This window comes from Agathobaculum ammoniilyticum, from assembly GCF_025567315.1.
In the GTDB taxonomy this organism is placed as follows: Bacteria; Bacillota; Clostridia; order Oscillospirales; family Butyricicoccaceae; genus Agathobaculum; species Agathobaculum ammoniilyticum.
In genome coordinates this window covers 163,708-178,073 of record NZ_JAOQJE010000001.1, presented here as the reverse complement: position 1 = coordinate 178,073, position 14,366 = coordinate 163,708, and the positions used below count along the sequence as shown (strand labels likewise).

The 14,366-nt window shown below is 55.6% G+C and carries 14 protein-coding genes; 3 read left to right on the top strand and 11 right to left on the bottom strand.

Features of this window, described 5'->3' with window-relative positions:
- Positions 1 to 104 precede the first annotated feature (104 nt).
- Positions 105 to 1,049 carry an L-lactate dehydrogenase gene (locus tag OCV66_RS00885; RefSeq protein ID WP_107630447.1) on the top strand — a complete coding sequence of 315 codons (945 nt, stop codon included), beginning with the start codon at positions 105 to 107 and terminating at the stop codon, positions 1,047 to 1,049.
- Between the two features lie 50 nt (positions 1,050 to 1,099).
- On the opposite strand, the gene OCV66_RS00880 is transcribed toward OCV66_RS00885, so the two are convergent.
- Entirely contained in the window at positions 1,100 to 2,470 is a 1,371-nt protein-coding gene (locus OCV66_RS00880; protein ID WP_054325890.1) for an S-layer homology domain-containing protein, read from the bottom strand.
- A gap of 270 nt (positions 2,471 to 2,740) precedes the next feature.
- Here OCV66_RS00880 and OCV66_RS00875 point away from each other — a divergent pair, with 270 nt between their 5' ends.
- A complete protein-coding gene (locus OCV66_RS00875; protein ID WP_147573668.1) occupies positions 2,741 to 5,095 on the top strand; it encodes a M13-type metalloendopeptidase in 2,355 nt (784 codons plus the stop codon).
- An 83-nt stretch (positions 5,096 to 5,178) separates the two neighbouring features.
- Here OCV66_RS00875 and OCV66_RS00870 read toward each other — a convergent pair whose 3' ends face one another.
- From OCV66_RS00870 to OCV66_RS00860, 3 genes are all read right to left on the bottom strand, one after another.
- The gene (locus OCV66_RS00870) at positions 5,179 to 6,348 is read right to left on the bottom strand and encodes an AI-2E family transporter (RefSeq protein ID WP_147573667.1); all 1,170 of its coding nucleotides are present in this window, start codon (positions 6,346 to 6,348) and stop codon (positions 5,179 to 5,181) included.
- A gap of 119 nt (positions 6,349 to 6,467) precedes the next feature.
- Positions 6,468 to 7,262 carry a glutamate 5-kinase gene (gene proB / locus OCV66_RS00865; RefSeq protein ID WP_054325885.1) on the bottom strand — a complete coding sequence of 265 codons (795 nt, stop codon included), beginning with the start codon at positions 7,260 to 7,262 and terminating at the stop codon, positions 6,468 to 6,470.
- A gap of 2 nt (positions 7,263 to 7,264) precedes the next feature.
- Entirely contained in the window at positions 7,265 to 7,804 is a 540-nt protein-coding gene (locus tag OCV66_RS00860; protein ID WP_147573666.1) for a prolyl-tRNA synthetase associated domain-containing protein, read from the bottom strand.
- A gap of 122 nt (positions 7,805 to 7,926) precedes the next feature.
- Here OCV66_RS00860 and OCV66_RS00855 point away from each other — a divergent pair, with 122 nt between their 5' ends.
- On the top strand, positions 7,927 to 8,799 hold the full coding sequence (locus OCV66_RS00855; RefSeq protein WP_107630441.1) for a LysR family transcriptional regulator: 873 nt from the start codon (positions 7,927 to 7,929) through the stop codon (positions 8,797 to 8,799).
- A 54-nt stretch (positions 8,800 to 8,853) separates the two neighbouring features.
- On the opposite strand, the gene OCV66_RS00850 is transcribed toward OCV66_RS00855, so the two are convergent.
- The 7 genes from OCV66_RS00850 to thiD form a co-directional block, all read right to left on the bottom strand.
- Entirely contained in the window at positions 8,854 to 9,861 is a 1,008-nt protein-coding gene (locus OCV66_RS00850; protein WP_147573665.1) for an ABC transporter substrate-binding protein, read from the bottom strand.
- A gap of 44 nt (positions 9,862 to 9,905) precedes the next feature.
- Complete coding sequence (locus OCV66_RS00845; protein ID WP_054325883.1) at positions 9,906 to 10,658, bottom strand: ABC transporter permease; 753 nt, start codon at positions 10,656 to 10,658, stop codon at positions 9,906 to 9,908.
- Positions 10,655 to 11,410, bottom strand: a complete 756-nt coding sequence (locus OCV66_RS00840) for an ABC transporter ATP-binding protein (protein WP_054325882.1) — start codon at positions 11,408 to 11,410, stop codon at positions 10,655 to 10,657. Before OCV66_RS00840 ends, OCV66_RS00845 begins: the two co-directional genes overlap by 4 nt.
- Positions 11,411 to 11,413: 3 nt before the next feature.
- Positions 11,414 to 12,085 carry a thiaminase II gene (gene tenA, locus OCV66_RS00835; RefSeq protein ID WP_243182338.1) on the bottom strand — a complete coding sequence of 224 codons (672 nt, stop codon included), beginning with the start codon at positions 12,083 to 12,085 and terminating at the stop codon, positions 11,414 to 11,416.
- Between the two features lie 64 nt (positions 12,086 to 12,149).
- Positions 12,150 to 12,977: a hydroxyethylthiazole kinase gene (thiM, locus tag OCV66_RS00830; protein ID WP_242977789.1), complete on the bottom strand. Its 828-nt coding sequence runs from the start codon at positions 12,975 to 12,977 to the stop codon at positions 12,150 to 12,152.
- The gene (thiW, locus tag OCV66_RS00825; RefSeq protein ID WP_054325881.1) at positions 12,974 to 13,483 is read right to left on the bottom strand and encodes an energy coupling factor transporter S component ThiW; all 510 of its coding nucleotides are present in this window, start codon (positions 13,481 to 13,483) and stop codon (positions 12,974 to 12,976) included. The genes thiM and thiW overlap by 4 nt, the downstream gene beginning before the upstream one ends.
- Positions 13,484 to 13,489: 6 nt before the next feature.
- The gene (gene thiD, locus OCV66_RS00820) at positions 13,490 to 14,284 is read right to left on the bottom strand and encodes a bifunctional hydroxymethylpyrimidine kinase/phosphomethylpyrimidine kinase (protein ID WP_107630438.1); all 795 of its coding nucleotides are present in this window, start codon (positions 14,282 to 14,284) and stop codon (positions 13,490 to 13,492) included.
- Between the last annotated feature and the right edge of the window lie 82 nt (positions 14,285 to 14,366).

Genomic DNA, 14,366 nt, shown 5'->3' with positions numbered 1-14,366 from the left:
TTCCAAATTTGTGATGATTTGTTTTTTAATTATAGCACAGCTTCGTATGTTTTCCAAGGGAAAGCGGGCATACTATGCGGGAAACGGAAAGGAAGTGCTCTTCAATGACTAGTATACAAAAATGTGGCGTGATCGGCGTCGGTTTTGTCGGTGCGACCAGCGCGTTTACATTGTCCACCTCCGGCCTTTTCTCTGAAGTCGTACTTGTCGATATGAACCGCAAAAAGGCGGAAGGCGAGGCTGCGGATATCAACCACGGCATTTCCTTTGCAAAGCCGTGCTTTGTCCGTGCCGGCGACTACGGCGACCTTGCGGAGTGCGGGCTTGTCGTCATCGCCGCGGGCGCAAACCAGAAGCCGGGCGAGACGCGTATCGAGCTGCTCGGCCGGAACCGTGTCATCATGTCCTCGATCATCGAACATCTGATGGCGGTCAACCAGTCCGCCGTACTGCTGATCGTGTCCAATCCGGTCGATGTGCTGACCTATATGGCACAGAAGATGTCCGGCCTGCCCGCCGGTCAGGTCATCGGTTCAGGAACCGTTCTTGATACCGCGCGGCTCAAATACCTGGTCGGCCAGCACCTCAATGTGGACAGCCGCAACGTCCATGCCTTTATCATCGGCGAGCACGGCGACAGCGAGCTTGCCGTTTGGTCAAGCGCAAATATCTCGGGCGTCGATCTCGCGGATTACTGCCGCATCACCGGAAAGGACGATTCATTCGGGGCGATGCAGCGCATCTACGAAAATGTACGTGACGCCGCCTATTCTATTATCGAGGGCAAGGGCGCGACTTACTACGGCATCGGTATGGCGGTCCGGCGCATCGCGGAGGCAATTGTACGAGACGAACACTCGGTTCTCCCTGTATCCTCCATGATTTCCGGCCATTACGGTGTGGATGGCATTTGCCTCGGCCTACCCGCCGTTGTGGGCAGGAACGGCGCAGAATCCGTGCTCGACATCCCGTTGTCGCAGGATGAACTGTTCCAGCTCCAGTCCTCCGCGCAAAAAATGAAAGAGCTGATCGACGAGCTGGGCGATTAAAAAAGCGGAACGGCAAAAGCCGTTCCGCCTTTTATTTCACACTGTTTCTGTTATGCAGCAGCCTCATCCGCGCCACCGATCAGGTCAGTGTAGCTGTCCAGATCGCTCGGAAGCGTGATCGTTACATTTCCAATCGAGTTGATGTCGCACTTCATGTTCATATCCATGGTCATGGTCTGACCCTCAACCGTCATGGTCATCTTCATGTTCATATCCATGCCGCTGATCTTACCATTGGAAACTGTCGCCTTGGAGATGACCTCGCCGATATCGATCGCTACGCCTTCTGCCGCAGTGTCAATATTCATGGAATCCAGAACAGAATTCACCAGGCCACTCATGCCAGCCGAAGAATAGGTCACCGTCATTGTGCTGCCGGACTTCGTGATCGACTCGATCAGGCAGATCGGCTCGCTGTTCTGAAGGTCCGTCAGATCGCCCATCTGGGACATCGCATCCTCCATGGACATCTCCATCTTAACCTTCTGATCGCCCATATTCATGTAGTAAACGCCATCCGTGTAGTAGTACTCCATCGGCATTTCAAACGATGTATCCGCACCCTCTTCCACTAGGGATTCATCGATTGTCACTTCTATCGTACCCGTAACGGCCATCTTGGACTGATCCAGGCTCTCCATATCCATGTCCGCCTTAATTTCCATCGGCATGGACAGGCTCATGACCTGCTGATCGCCCAGCGCAACGCTGGCGGAAACATCAGCGGAAACGTCCATCTTGGTCGCGTCGCCCATAGCGGCGGTCGCTTCCACATAGGCATCATAATTGTCAAAGAACGCCAGCAGGCTTTCCGCCTTGGCTTCGTCTACGGCGCCATCCGCCACCAGCTTCTCCAGCAGTTTGGTCTCGGTCTCGCCCTTCACGTCGGTGTTCAGCGCAGTCAGGCTCATCGCCGCCACATGGTCGCGCAGGAACGCGCTCTCATTGCAGTTGGCATAGTCGACCAGGCCGATGGTCTCGCCGAAATCAATCGCCGCGTCATAGGTGAAATCGCCCTCTGCCGCATCGCTGTAACCGAGCGCGCGGAGCAGGAACGTCGTGTACATCTGCGCGGAGCAGGCCTCTTCCGGCTCAAAGGTCGTTTCGGTCGCGCCATTGGTCAGCTTATTATCATACAGATACTGGACGTACGGCTTCTGCCAGTCATCCAGATCGGTAAACGGAGCCTCATAAGTAAGCTCTTTCGCTTCCGCTTCCTTACCGAGCAGACGTACCAGCATGGTTGCAGCCTCGCCGCGGGTCGGTGCGCGGTCAAGCTCATACCCGTCCTCCGTACCCTGAAACAGTCCCAAATCCTTGAGCTGATCAGCGCAATTATCATAGCTTGCAGCACCTGCGGTTACCGCAAGGCCCGCCGCTACCAGCACGGATGCCAGCACAATCCTTAATTTTGTTTTCATCTTTCTGCCTCCTTTTACTACAGCAGCTTGACTGCTGTTTGATTTATTTTACCATTACATTTAGATAATGTAAACAATTTTCTATTTCTTTTTTTCGCATTTACGCAATCTTAATATGTACCTCCTGCTTTTATGGAAAAGTTGCTTGACAGGGTTCATCTTCCATGCTATTTTGTATATATAATATATGTACAATATGGCACTTGACAAGGCAAATGCCTCATTGTACAATTGTATCATTTCAATAATATAGTTAGGAGAGGACCGCTTATGAAAGCAAAACAAATCCTTGCATCCGCCCTGGCAGCCGCCGCTCTGCTGGCCTCGCTTCCCGCCGCGCTCGCGGCAGACAGCGAGATTCCCGCTGCCCGTGGTGAAGTCTGCGCCGCGCTCATCGCCGCGGCGGACGACTACAACCCCGGCGTGACCGCTGCGGATGTGATGCACGGCGACCCAGACGGAAACCTGCGGGAAAACGCCCCCGTCACCCGCGCCGAGGCGCTCGTCATGCTGCAGCGCGCGTTCGGCGGCCTGCCCGCCCCGCAGGGCGACAACGCCCGCAAGGGTTATCCGGCGTCCAACTTCACCGACGTCCCCGCCTGGGCGAAGGAGGAGCTGGCGGACGTGTTCGCCGCCGGTATTGTTGCCGGCACCTCGTCCACAACCTTTTCGCCGGATGAGAACGTCACCATGGAACAACTCGACAAGTTCATCCACCGTACCTATACCCTGTTCGGCTCCAACCTGAAGGACGATTTCTATGCTTCGGTCAACAAGGATTGGCTGGACAGCTCGGTCATTCCGGCAGGCCAGTCCTCCACGGGCACGCTGTATGAAAAGATGTACGACACCGAGCCGCTCAACAATCTGATCGAGCGCACGGTTGCGAACCCCGTGGGCGAGGACGCGCAGCGCATCGCCGCGCTGTATACCAATATCCTCGATTGGAACGCGCGCAATATGGCGGGTATCGAGCCGATCCGTCCCTATCTGGAAGCAGCCGAAGCCGCGCAGAGCGTAGACGAGGTGATGGAGGTCAAAAAGCAGCTCGCAGAGGAGCTGGCGGGCAACGCGCTGGTCGGCTTCACGCTTTCGGCGGACGCGAAGGACTCCACCCGCTATACGGTCGGCTTTTCCGCCTTCTCCCCCTCGCTGAGCAAGGACACATATGCCAATGGTGGGAGCCAGAAGGACGCGTACCTGACCTATATCCAAACGCTGTTTGAAATCGGCGGCGCAGACGAAGCGAGCGCTGCGGCGGACGCGCAGCGCATTTGGGAAATGGAAAAGGAACTGTCCACACACGCGCTCGACCGGCAGGACTACGGCAATGTGGACAAGACCTACAACGTCTACACCATGGATGAACTGAAGTCGCTCTATCCCACGCTCGACCTAGACGATATCTACGCGCAATCCGGCCTGGCCCGCTCGGACGACCAGATCGTCGTTTCCGACATCGGCCTGCTTGAAGCCTCGCCCAAATATTTCACCGAGGAGCACCTGACCGACCTGAAAGCCTATCTGCGCCTGACCATCCTTGCAGGCTACGGCGGCATGCTCAGCCAGGATTTCCAGGATGCCTCCGACGCCTATCAGGAAGCTTTCCTCGGCATCTCCGGCACGCTGAGCGACGAAGCCCTGGCCACCCAGCTTGTCCAGCAGTATTTGTCCGACGAGCTGGGCCGCCTGTACGCTGCGGAATACTTCTCCGAGGAAGCCAAGGCCGATGTGGAGGATATGGTATACGACTTCATTGACATCTACGAGAGCCGCATCCGCTCGCTCGACTGGATGAGCGACGCGACCAAGGCGAAAGCAATCGAAAAGCTGGACGCGCTGGGCGTCAAGGTCGGCTATCCGGATGAAGGCAAGTGGAATGACTATTTCAAGGGCGTGACGCTCAAAACCGCGGACGAGGGCGGCAGCTACTTTGACAATATCATCACCCTGCTGAAAGCGCAGCAGCAGATGCTGATCAAGTGGCAGGGCCAGCCGGTCAACAAGGGCCTGTGGCCGATGGCGGCTTATACGGTCAACGCCTGCTATGTACCCTCCAGCAATGAAATCGTATTTCCTGCGGGCATCCTGCAAGCTCCGCTGTATGACGTGAACGCCTCGCGTGAGGAGAACCTCGGCGGCATCGGCTACATCATCGCGCACGAGATTACGCACGCCTTTGACAACAATGGAGCCAAGTACGACAAGAACGGCAACGCCGCCGACTGGTGGACGGCGGAGGACTACGCCGCTTTCCAACAGCTCTGCGATGAAGTGACCGCTTTCTATGACGGCGTGGAAGCCGCGCCCGGCATCACCTGTAACGGCGCGCTCACCCTTTCGGAGAACATCGCCGATCTCGGCGCGGCGCAGTGCATACTGGAAGCCGTCCAGCGCGAAACCAATCCCGATCTGAAAGCTATGTTCCGCGCCATGGCGAACACCTGGTGCTCTACCATGCCGCGCGAAACCGCTGCGTATTATACGACAGTCGACGTACACGCACCGGATAAGCTGCGCGCCAACCGCGTGCTGCAAACGCTTGACGCATTCTACACCACTTTCGGTATCACCGAGGGCGACGGTATGTGGATTGCGCCCGAGGACCGCGTGGCGATCTGGTAAAAAAAATCCCTACTAATTGTACAAAGAAATTCGAAAGGGTCCGTATCAAAGCGATACGGACCCTTTTTGACTCCTTTTCAACACTATTTGATTTTACCCTCCGCAATCCCGCGTTCCCTGATACGGGCGCGGACATCCGTCCGCAGCAGAGTATATATGACGGAGAATACCGGAATGGCAAACAAAATGCCCAGCACACCGCCCAGACTCGCGCCCAGCGTTACCGCCGCCAGCACCCAGATGGAGGGAAGGCCCACCGAGCTGCCCACCACACGGGGATAAATTACGTTCCCCTCGATCTGCTGCAGCACCAAAAACAGAACGATAAACCACAGCGCCTTTATCGGGCTGACAATCAAAATCAGAAAAGCGCCGACAATACAGCCAATAAACGCGCCGAAAATCGGAATTAACGCCGTAATGCCGATCAGGACCGCGATAACCAAAGCATAAGGCATCTGGAAAACCGACATGCTGACGAAAAACATCATTCCCAAGATGAAGGCTTCCAGGCACTGGCCGGACAGGAAGCTGTTAAAGGAAGATGAGGTCAGACCGCAGACCATGAGGAAACGGTCAACCTGTTTTTCTGGCAGGAACGCATAAAACAGGCGTCGGAACTGCCGCCCAAGATTTTCCTTCTGCAGCAAAATATATATGGCGAAAACAATGCCGATGATGGCGTTGGCAAAGCCGCTGACCACCGAGGTCGCAATGCTGACTGTATTGCTCAGGATATTCCCGTTCCGGAAAAATTCCATCAGCATGGAACCGATTGCCTTCCAGTCCACATTAAGGAAGCTGTCCTTAATTGAAGCAATTTCGCTTTCAAACATCGGCAAAAGCGCGGTTGCTTCGTCCAAAAGCTGCGGGATGCGCACGCGGGCATAGGACATTTCTCTGCCGATCGCAGAAAAGGACTGATACAGCTCCGGCACGATCAGGAACAGCATAATGGCAATCACGCCGCCAACCACAACAAGCGTAAGGATCAGGCTGAAAATGCGCTTCGCCTTGCCGGCCCTTTTCCCTTTCGCCCGTTTAAGGCGGGAAAACAGCTTGGTTTCAAAAAAGCGCATCGGCACATTCAGCACAAACGCAATACAGCCGCCGATCACAAACGGCGCCATAAGTCCGAACAGATAGCGCAACGCATCGGCAAACAGCTTTGTGTTCTGCAGTCCGGCATAGAGGAGCACCGTAAATAGGATCAGCCCCATGATTTTCAGGATATTGTCTCTATTCAAATTCAACGCCTTGAACCCCTCTTGCACAATATAAGTATCTCTATATAAGCACTATCCTTTGATGAAGTCAAGACTATTGCCGCAAAATTTACTTTATTTTAAGAGATTCCCGTCTTGGCGCCGATTCACAGCTTTCCCGGGAACAGTGTTCCCGAAACGCCTCCTCTGATGATTTCATAGATCGCGTCCGGATGCCTGCCATTGGCAATGATTGTATCGATCCCCTGGGAGACTGCCAGCTCCGCGGCCTTTAATTTGGTGCGCATCCCTCCTGTCCCCCGCCGCGAGCCTGCGCCGCCTGCTAGTGCATATTTGCTTTCGTCTATGCATTCTACCCGGCTGAGCAGCTTTGCGTTTGGATGGAGACGGGGATCGCTGTCGTACAATCCGTCGATATCCGAGAGGATAATCAGCTTTCCAGCCCGACATAGGACTGCGACAATGGCGGAAAGCATATCGTTGTCTCCGAACAGCTTTTCGTCCGACTCTATTTCCGTATAGCTGACCGAATCATTTTCATTGACGACCGGAATGATTCCCAGCTCAAGCAGGGTATCAAAGGTATGGATCAGGTTTTCCTTTTTCTCCTCCTGCTCCATATCGTCCGCATTCAGCAAAATCTGGGCAATCGTTTTATCGTAATCCCCAAAAAATTTATCGTACAGGAACATGATGCTGCACTGTCCTACCGCTGCGGCGGCCTGCTTGTGCCGCATACTTTCTGCGGCCTGCAGGTTGAGCTTATTTTTCCCTACCGCAATCGCGCCGGAAGAAACCAGTATGACCTCATACCCCATATTCTGCACGCCGGAAAGCACGCAGGCCAGCCGGTCAAAGGATCGGAAGTCGCTTTTTCCCCATTCGTTCGTCAGCGTCGATGTCCCTACCTTTATAACAATCCGGTTCTGATATAATCCCATTTTCACACCTCGATCACGATTGCCGCATGGTTGACAAACGGAAGAAATTTTTTCATAATATCCGCTGTCTGTATTTTCATATAGCCCGTCGTAGTCCCATCACTGCACCCATACCATGCCGCATCCGCCACCTCCCGATCGAAGACGAGCTGCACATGGTTCTGCCGGTCCAGCAAAGCGCTGAATACCGTCGCAGCCCCGACCTTTGTCCCCAGCATCTCCAAAAGGCTCTCCGCAGGCGCAAACGAAACACGCGCAATCTCCAACGCTTTGCTGAAGGCTCCGGACCGGAACGCCTTATCCCCTTTCGTGACAAACAAATAAAACGACGTCTGCTGCCGGTTGCAGAGGAACAGGGTTTTCACCATATCCATTTGCAGCTTTCGGTTGATACTGGCGCAATCCTCCATGGTGACCGCCTCATCCGTATCCACGCGCTCAAACGGAATCTGAAGCCGCTCCAGCGTCTCATAAACAGATTTTTGAAGCGGTGTTTTGTACACCACAGGCGCTGTGGTTTGAATCTCGCTAACATAAAACATTTTTTGCCTCTTTCCCTTGCATCATCGACAAATATACTGTACCATATTTTTATAAATTACAAAAACGAATGTTTTTCATGCAAACCATGATAAAATCAGATGTAAAGGATGGGACATGGCATATGGATGGGAATATTCAAAAATATCTCGCATTGATCCGAACCGTGGAATGCGGAAGCTTTACCAAGGCTGCCGAGATGCTTTCCTATTCGCAGTCCGGTATCAGCCGCATGATCCGCGATCTGGAAAACGAGTGGCGCGTCTCCCTGCTTGAACGCGGGCGGGCTGGCGTTCGCCTCACGTCGGACGGTCTCACGCTCCTGCCGTATGCGAAGCGCGTCTGCGAGGAATACCGCAAGCTGCAAATGCAGGTGGAGGAATTGAACGGCCTGCAGTCCGGCCTGATCCGCATCGGCACGTTCTCCAGCGTGGCAACGCACTGGCTGCCCAACATCATCCGTGCGTTTCAAAAGGATTATCCCCATATAGATTATGAATTGCTGCTCGGCGATTACACGGAAATCGAAACCTGGATCATGGAAGGTAGGGTCGATTGCGGCTTTCTGCGCCTGCCGGCGCATCCCGATCTGGAAACCATCTTTTTAGAGCAGGACCCTTTGCTTGCCGTTCTCCCTGTGCAGCACCCTTTGGCGGACTGCAGCCGTTTCCCTGTTTCCGCTTTTGGCAGCGAACCGTTTCTGCTGCTTGAAAAAGGAGCAAATACGGAGGTTTCCGAAATTCTCAAGCGCTGTGACCTCCATCCCCCCATACACTTTACGACCTGGGACGATTATGCGATCATGTCCATGGTGGAAAGCGGCCTTGGCGTCAGCATCCTACCCCAACTCATTCTAAAGCGCATCCCCTACCGCATTGTCGCGAAAGAACTTGACGTTCCGGCTCACCGCAATATTGGCCTCGCGCTGCGGGATAATAAAACGGTTTCCCTAGCGGTCAAACGCTTTTTAGACTACCTGCCCTACCGGAATGCATAAAACAAGCCGCACAGCATCAGCTTTTACGCTGCACGCTGTGCGGTCATTTTTATTTCAAAATTCGATCGACGCCATGACTTCTGACACATCCGGCTTTTCCGAAATCAGGCCTTCGTCGTACATCCAGTTAATGTTCTCCTGCCAGCACGCCTCGGTCTGGCTGAGGAAAGGCGCATCCGCTGTCTCCATCAGCGGAAGAAGCGTTTCGCAGGACTGCTTCTCCACCTCTGGATCGAGCGCGAAATTCGCCTCGTCCTGATTGTCCAGCAGCACCTGCAGCACCTCGTCCGTATTGCTCTGGAAATCATCAAAGCCCTTTGCGCAGGCGCGCAGGAATCCTGCCAGCACTTCCGGCTCGTTTGCTATCATTTCATCGCTCGCCAAAAAAATCCCTTCGTAATATTTCGGCACGCCGAAATCATCCGGAAAGAAGTAGTTAACCGCAAAACCTTCCTTCTCCATCTGCGGCACCTCATGGTTGACTAGGCACCCAATCGTTGCATCCACGTTGCCGGTCGTCATGGACGCCATCAGTTCAAAGCCTACATCCACCATTGTTACATCCGAGGGATCAGCGCCGCTGTTTTTCATAACGCTGCGGATCAGCGCTTCCGACAGCTCGGTACCGGCATAGCCGACCGTTTTGCCGACCAGATCCTCCGGCTTTGTGATATTTTCATCCTTAAGCGAAAGAACAATGTTAAGCGGTGTCTGCACGACGGCAGCGATCGATTTGATCGGCACATCCTGCTGGACACGCGCCTGTATCACATCCTGCTGGTAGTACAGCCCGATATCCGCCTTGCCCGCCGCGACCATGCTCATCGCGTCATTGACACCGGCCGGCGGCTGGATATTGACCGTTAATCCTTCCTCCGCGAAATATCCCGCCTTTTCCGCCTGATAGAGGAACGCGTGCAGCGCGTTCGGGTACCAATCGAGTACGACCGTCAGTTCGCGCAGCCCGTCGCCGTTATCCGAAGCGTTTTCTGTCTGTCTGCCGGCGCAGCCGCCCAGCAGCATCGTCAAAGCCGCAATCGCGGCAAACACTCTTTTTTTCATCAATCAATTCCGTTCCTTTCCACTGTTACAGCAAATTCCTCCGCTCACAGGCTTCCGCGCCAGGTAATGACCCTTTTCTCTATCCAGGATACGGCTGCCACTGCAAGCATCGCCACCGCGCTGAGCAGCACGATGGGGGCAAACACGCCCGCCCCGTCAAGCTGCGTCATCATGCGCCGGCTGAAATACCCCAGCCCCGCCTGCGCGCCCAGCCACTCCCCGATCGCCGCGCCGATGATGGACAACGGGATCGCCATTTTGATGGCAGAAAAGAAATACGGCAGCGCGGCCGGTAACTTGAGCTTCAAAAATATCTCCCTTTGCCCCGCGCCGAACGTTTGCAGCATATCCATCATATCGGTCTTGACCGACCGAAAGCCGTCAAACACTGTGATCGCGATTGGGAAAAATGTGATCAGCACGGTGACCAGCACCTTGCTCCAGATCGTATATCCGAACCACAGGACAAACAGCGGCGCCAGCGCGGTCGTCGGGATGGTCTGCGAAGCCACAATCAGGGGATACAGCATTTTTTCCGCCACCGGACTTGCATCCATCAGTACTGCGAGCAACAGGCCGAGAACAACCGATATGGCCAGCCCAATGCCGGTACACAGCAGCGTCGCCGGCAGGTGCGCGGTCAGCAGCGGCTCTCGCAGCTCCCACATGCGGACCAGTATCTGTGTGGGGGACGGCAGGATATATGCGGCATCCATTCCCGTCGCGCCGAGCTGCCACACAAGCAGCAAAGCGAACAGGAGTACCAGCGCAGGCAGGTTCGCATTCCAGCGCTTCATACCGCCACCTCCCGCCGGAGCATGCCGATCAGGCGTTCCCGCAGGGCGAGCATTCTCGGCTCGGTCAGACAGGCGCGCGTGCGCGGATAAGGCGCAGGCACTTCGAACGAAGCAAGGCGGCAGATCGGCGTTTCCTCCACCACCAATACGCGGCCGGACAGAAAAATCGCCTCTTCCACGTCATGCGTGATAAACAGCACGGTCTTGTGGTCGTTTTCCCACTGACCGAGCAGCCATTCCTGCATGGTGATACGGGTCAGGAAATCCAGTGCGGAAAAGGGCTCGTCCAGCAATAGCAGCTCGGAACCGGTCAACAGCGTGCGCGCGAATGCCGCGCGCTGGCGCATCCCGCCGGAAAGCTCGTCCGGCCGCTTATCGCCCCAGCCGGACAGACCGACATGCGCAAGCGTCTCTTCCGCGCGGCGGTCCATTTCCGCGCGGCTGACATCTCCGCGCACCTCCATCGGCAGGCACAGATTATCCCGCACGGTGCGCCATGGGAACAGCAGATCGCGCTGCGGCATATAGCCGCAGTAGCCGCGCCGCCCGTCGATGCGCTCTCCGCCGACCAGAATCTCCCCCGCCTTGCGTGTCAGAAGCTGACCCACCAGCCGGAAGATCGTGGACTTGCCGCAGCCGGACGGCCCGATCACCGAAACGAATTCTCCTTTTTCAATCTGAAACGACAAGCCGTTGATAATATTGAAATCCTCGCTGTCGTACTGGAAAACAACCTTTTGAAATTCCAGCATCGCTCACATCTCTCCGTTCCAAGCCATGTCCCAGAACATCGCCTCATAGCGCGAGCAGGCGACAAAGATGTCCGTCAGGCGCGCCTGGCGCTTTTCCGGATACCCTGCGGCAAGCTGTTCCATCAGCGCGGTCAACCGCTGGTTTTCCTCCGCGTAGCTTTTGCTCGCATAGCCCCGCACCCATTCGCCGTAAAAGCCGTGCTGCTCGGCGTCCGGATAATTCCGGACGATCCACTTCGCGATATATTCATAGCTGAGCGCGCAGGACAGCACGGCCGCCATGATCTCAGCTGGCCCCTCCTCCGCCGCGACAGCGCGCATATAAGCGGTATAGGAGAGATTGCTCAAGGTCGGCTTTTCGGTTTCGGCCCGCTCCTCGGTAATGCCCATGCGGCGCATGTAGCCCCGATGAATTTCCAGCTCGCCATTCAGGATGCTCGCCACATAGGAGGCGAACGTCCGCATCACCTCAGGCTCCTGTGATTTGACCACGCCCTGCGCAAACACCTTGGCATAGTCGAACAGGTACAGATAGTCCTGCAACAGATAAAAACGGAATTTTTCTACAGCAAGGCTGCCGTCCGCGATCCCCCGCACAAAGGGGTGGGATAAGTACCCCTCCCAGATCGGGCGGGATGCGTCGAGCATCCTTTCGGTTATTGAATTGTTTTTCAAGGTGGTACCCCCAATGAATTTTCCCGACTGACGGCGTTTGGCCGGCAGCACTTGTTGATTTTTCTTACAGAATTTGTACGCGGAGCTTTGCCGCAAGATCGCTTCCGGTCAGCATGCTGACCGCGTCAATCAGGCGTGTACGAAAGGAAGCGGTGCCCTCCATCTCTTCACATACACGCCGGTACGCCAATTCCCCGCAGGTTTTCATCACCCCCGATGCCGCGACCGCGGCTTCAAAAAGATTTTCCGGATTTGCGCCGCAGTATGCTGCGGTCAGCGAAGTCAGCATGCATCCCGCGCCCGTGATACGGCGCATCATCTCACTGCCGCCGCGCAGTACGGCGGTACACTTTCCGTCGGAAACAATATCCAGCGCCCCGCTCAGCAAAACAACCGCGCCGGTTTCCCTGCTGAACAGGCTCACACGCCGCGCGGATTCACTGAGGTTTTGCTCGGTCACCTGGTCAAGCGCGTTCACCTCCACGCCAAGCGTATGCTGCGCGCCTGTCATCAGCGCCCACACCTCGGACGCGTTGCCTCGCACCACAGAAACCAGCCCAGCCTCCAGCAGGCGGGCACACATTTCCCCCCGCAGTCGGCTCGCCCCCGCAGCCACGGGATCCAGGATGACCGGCCGTTTTCTGCGCTTTGCGGCATGCGCGGAAAGCAGCATCGCTTCCTGCGCCCGCAGCGCGCCCATATTCAAGGAAAGCGCGTCGCTGCGCGAGGTGATCTCAGCCACCTCGCGTTCATCCTGCGCCATGATCGCCGATCCGCCCGCGGCGAGTATGATATTCGCACAGTCATTGACCGTGACGTTATTGGTAATTGAATGAACCATCGGCCGTTTTTGCAGGGTACGCTCTACAATTTGCGCTACACACTCTGTCACCGTAGGGTACCCTCCAGTTGGCTGAAAACGTGCGTCCGTTTCAGAGCAGACAGAACAAGGACCGAAACCGCCGCGCCGACGACAGTGGAAGCAAGAAACGAGGGGACGAAGGTGAACAGGGCTGCGGTGGAATTGCCCATCAGCAAAGCGGCGACCGGATAGGACGCTATCGCGCCCAATACGCCCGTACCAAACACCTCGCCGGCATAGGCGGCGGAAAGCTTGGGAAAAATCCGGTAGGCAAGGCCGCTCAACAGCGCACCAATCATCGAACCGGGAAACGCCAGCAGGGTACCCAGACCCAGTAGGTTGCGGATAAGCGCCGCTGCAAAACCCATGCCCAGCGCATATCCCGGCCCCAGCAGGACCGCTGCGGTCACATTAACCATATGCTGCACCGGAGAGCATTTCGCACCGAATACCGGAATGACAAGCAGGCTTCCGATTACAGCAACCGCGACGAGCAGGCCGGCGAAGCAAAGCTTTCGGATAGATTTGTTATTCATGATCGTTCACTCCTCCGGAAATATACGGCAAAAGTGGTTCAGCGGACCACACCCATGCCCCAGGCCGGGCGCCCGGCGGATCGCATCCGTCACATAGGATTTCGCAAGCTCCACCGCTTCCGGAACTGGATGCCCCAGCGCCAGATTCGACGCGATCGCGGAGGAGAGGGTGCAGCCTGTTCCATGCGTGTTACTGGTATCAATCTGCCCAATCTCATAGCGCCGCGCACTCTCTCCGTCAAAAAGCACGTCTACCGCGCCGGCCATGTTCCTCCCACCCTTGATCAGCACGTTTTTGCAGCCCTTGGCGTAAATCAGGCGCGCCGCCTCCTCCATATCCTCCGGTGTGCTGATTTTCATGCCGGCAATATGCTGCGCTTCCGGAATATTCGGCGTCAGCAGATCCGCATACGGAAGCACATATTTTATCAATGTGCCGACGGAAGCAGGCTCCATAAGCGGGTCGCCGTTTTTGGCGAACATCACTGGATCGATCACCACATGCTGCGGCTGGTATTGTTCAAGCTTTCCGGCTACCGCTTTCATGCAGGCGGGTGAGGAAAGCATGCCGATCTTGACCGCGTCCGGCACGATGTCCTCGAACACAGCGTCGATCTGTTCCTCAATCATCTTTGGACTAATATCCTGAATATCGATCACACGCGCGGTGTTTTCCGCGACCACAGAAACGATCACGCTCATACCGTATACGCCGTGCGCCGCCATTGTTTTCAGATCAGCCTGGATGCCAGCTCCGCCCGAACAGTCCGAACCGGCAATCGTAAGTATTTTTTTTAACATAATATCCTCCTACACGAACTAATATCTCGCTAAAAACAAAAAGAACACCCCTCTTCAGGATGTTCTCATGTATTCGACACGT

Bases quoted from the DNA above. Each gene is read 5' to 3' on its own strand.
- OCV66_RS00840 (WP_054325882.1), bottom strand. From the start codon at position 11,410: ATGCTGGAATTTCAAAAGGTTGTTTTCCAGTACGACAGCGAGGATTTC.
- OCV66_RS00880 (WP_054325890.1), bottom strand. From the start codon at position 2,470: ATGAAAACAAAATTAAGGATTGTGCTGGCATCCGTGCTGGTAGCGGCG.
- OCV66_RS00850 (WP_147573665.1), bottom strand. From the start codon at position 9,861: ATGAAAAAAAGAGTGTTTGCCGCGATTGCGGCTTTGACGATGCTGCTG.
- OCV66_RS00845 (WP_054325883.1), bottom strand. From the start codon at position 10,658: ATGAAGCGCTGGAATGCGAACCTGCCTGCGCTGGTACTCCTGTTCGCT.
- OCV66_RS00885 (WP_107630447.1), top strand. From the start codon at position 105: ATGACTAGTATACAAAAATGTGGCGTGATCGGCGTCGGTTTTGTCGGT.
- OCV66_RS00860 (WP_147573666.1), bottom strand. From the start codon at position 7,804: ATGTTTTATGTTAGCGAGATTCAAACCACAGCGCCTGTGGTGTACAAA.
- OCV66_RS00875 (WP_147573668.1), top strand. From the start codon at position 2,741: ATGAAAGCAAAACAAATCCTTGCATCCGCCCTGGCAGCCGCCGCTCTG.
- proB (WP_054325885.1), bottom strand. From the start codon at position 7,262: ATGGGATTATATCAGAACCGGATTGTTATAAAGGTAGGGACATCGACG.
- thiW (WP_054325881.1), bottom strand. From the start codon at position 13,483: ATGAATAACAAATCTATCCGAAAGCTTTGCTTCGCCGGCCTGCTCGTC.
- thiD (WP_107630438.1), bottom strand. From the start codon at position 14,284: ATGTTAAAAAAAATACTTACGATTGCCGGTTCGGACTGTTCGGGCGGA.
- OCV66_RS00855 (WP_107630441.1), top strand. From the start codon at position 7,927: ATGGATGGGAATATTCAAAAATATCTCGCATTGATCCGAACCGTGGAA.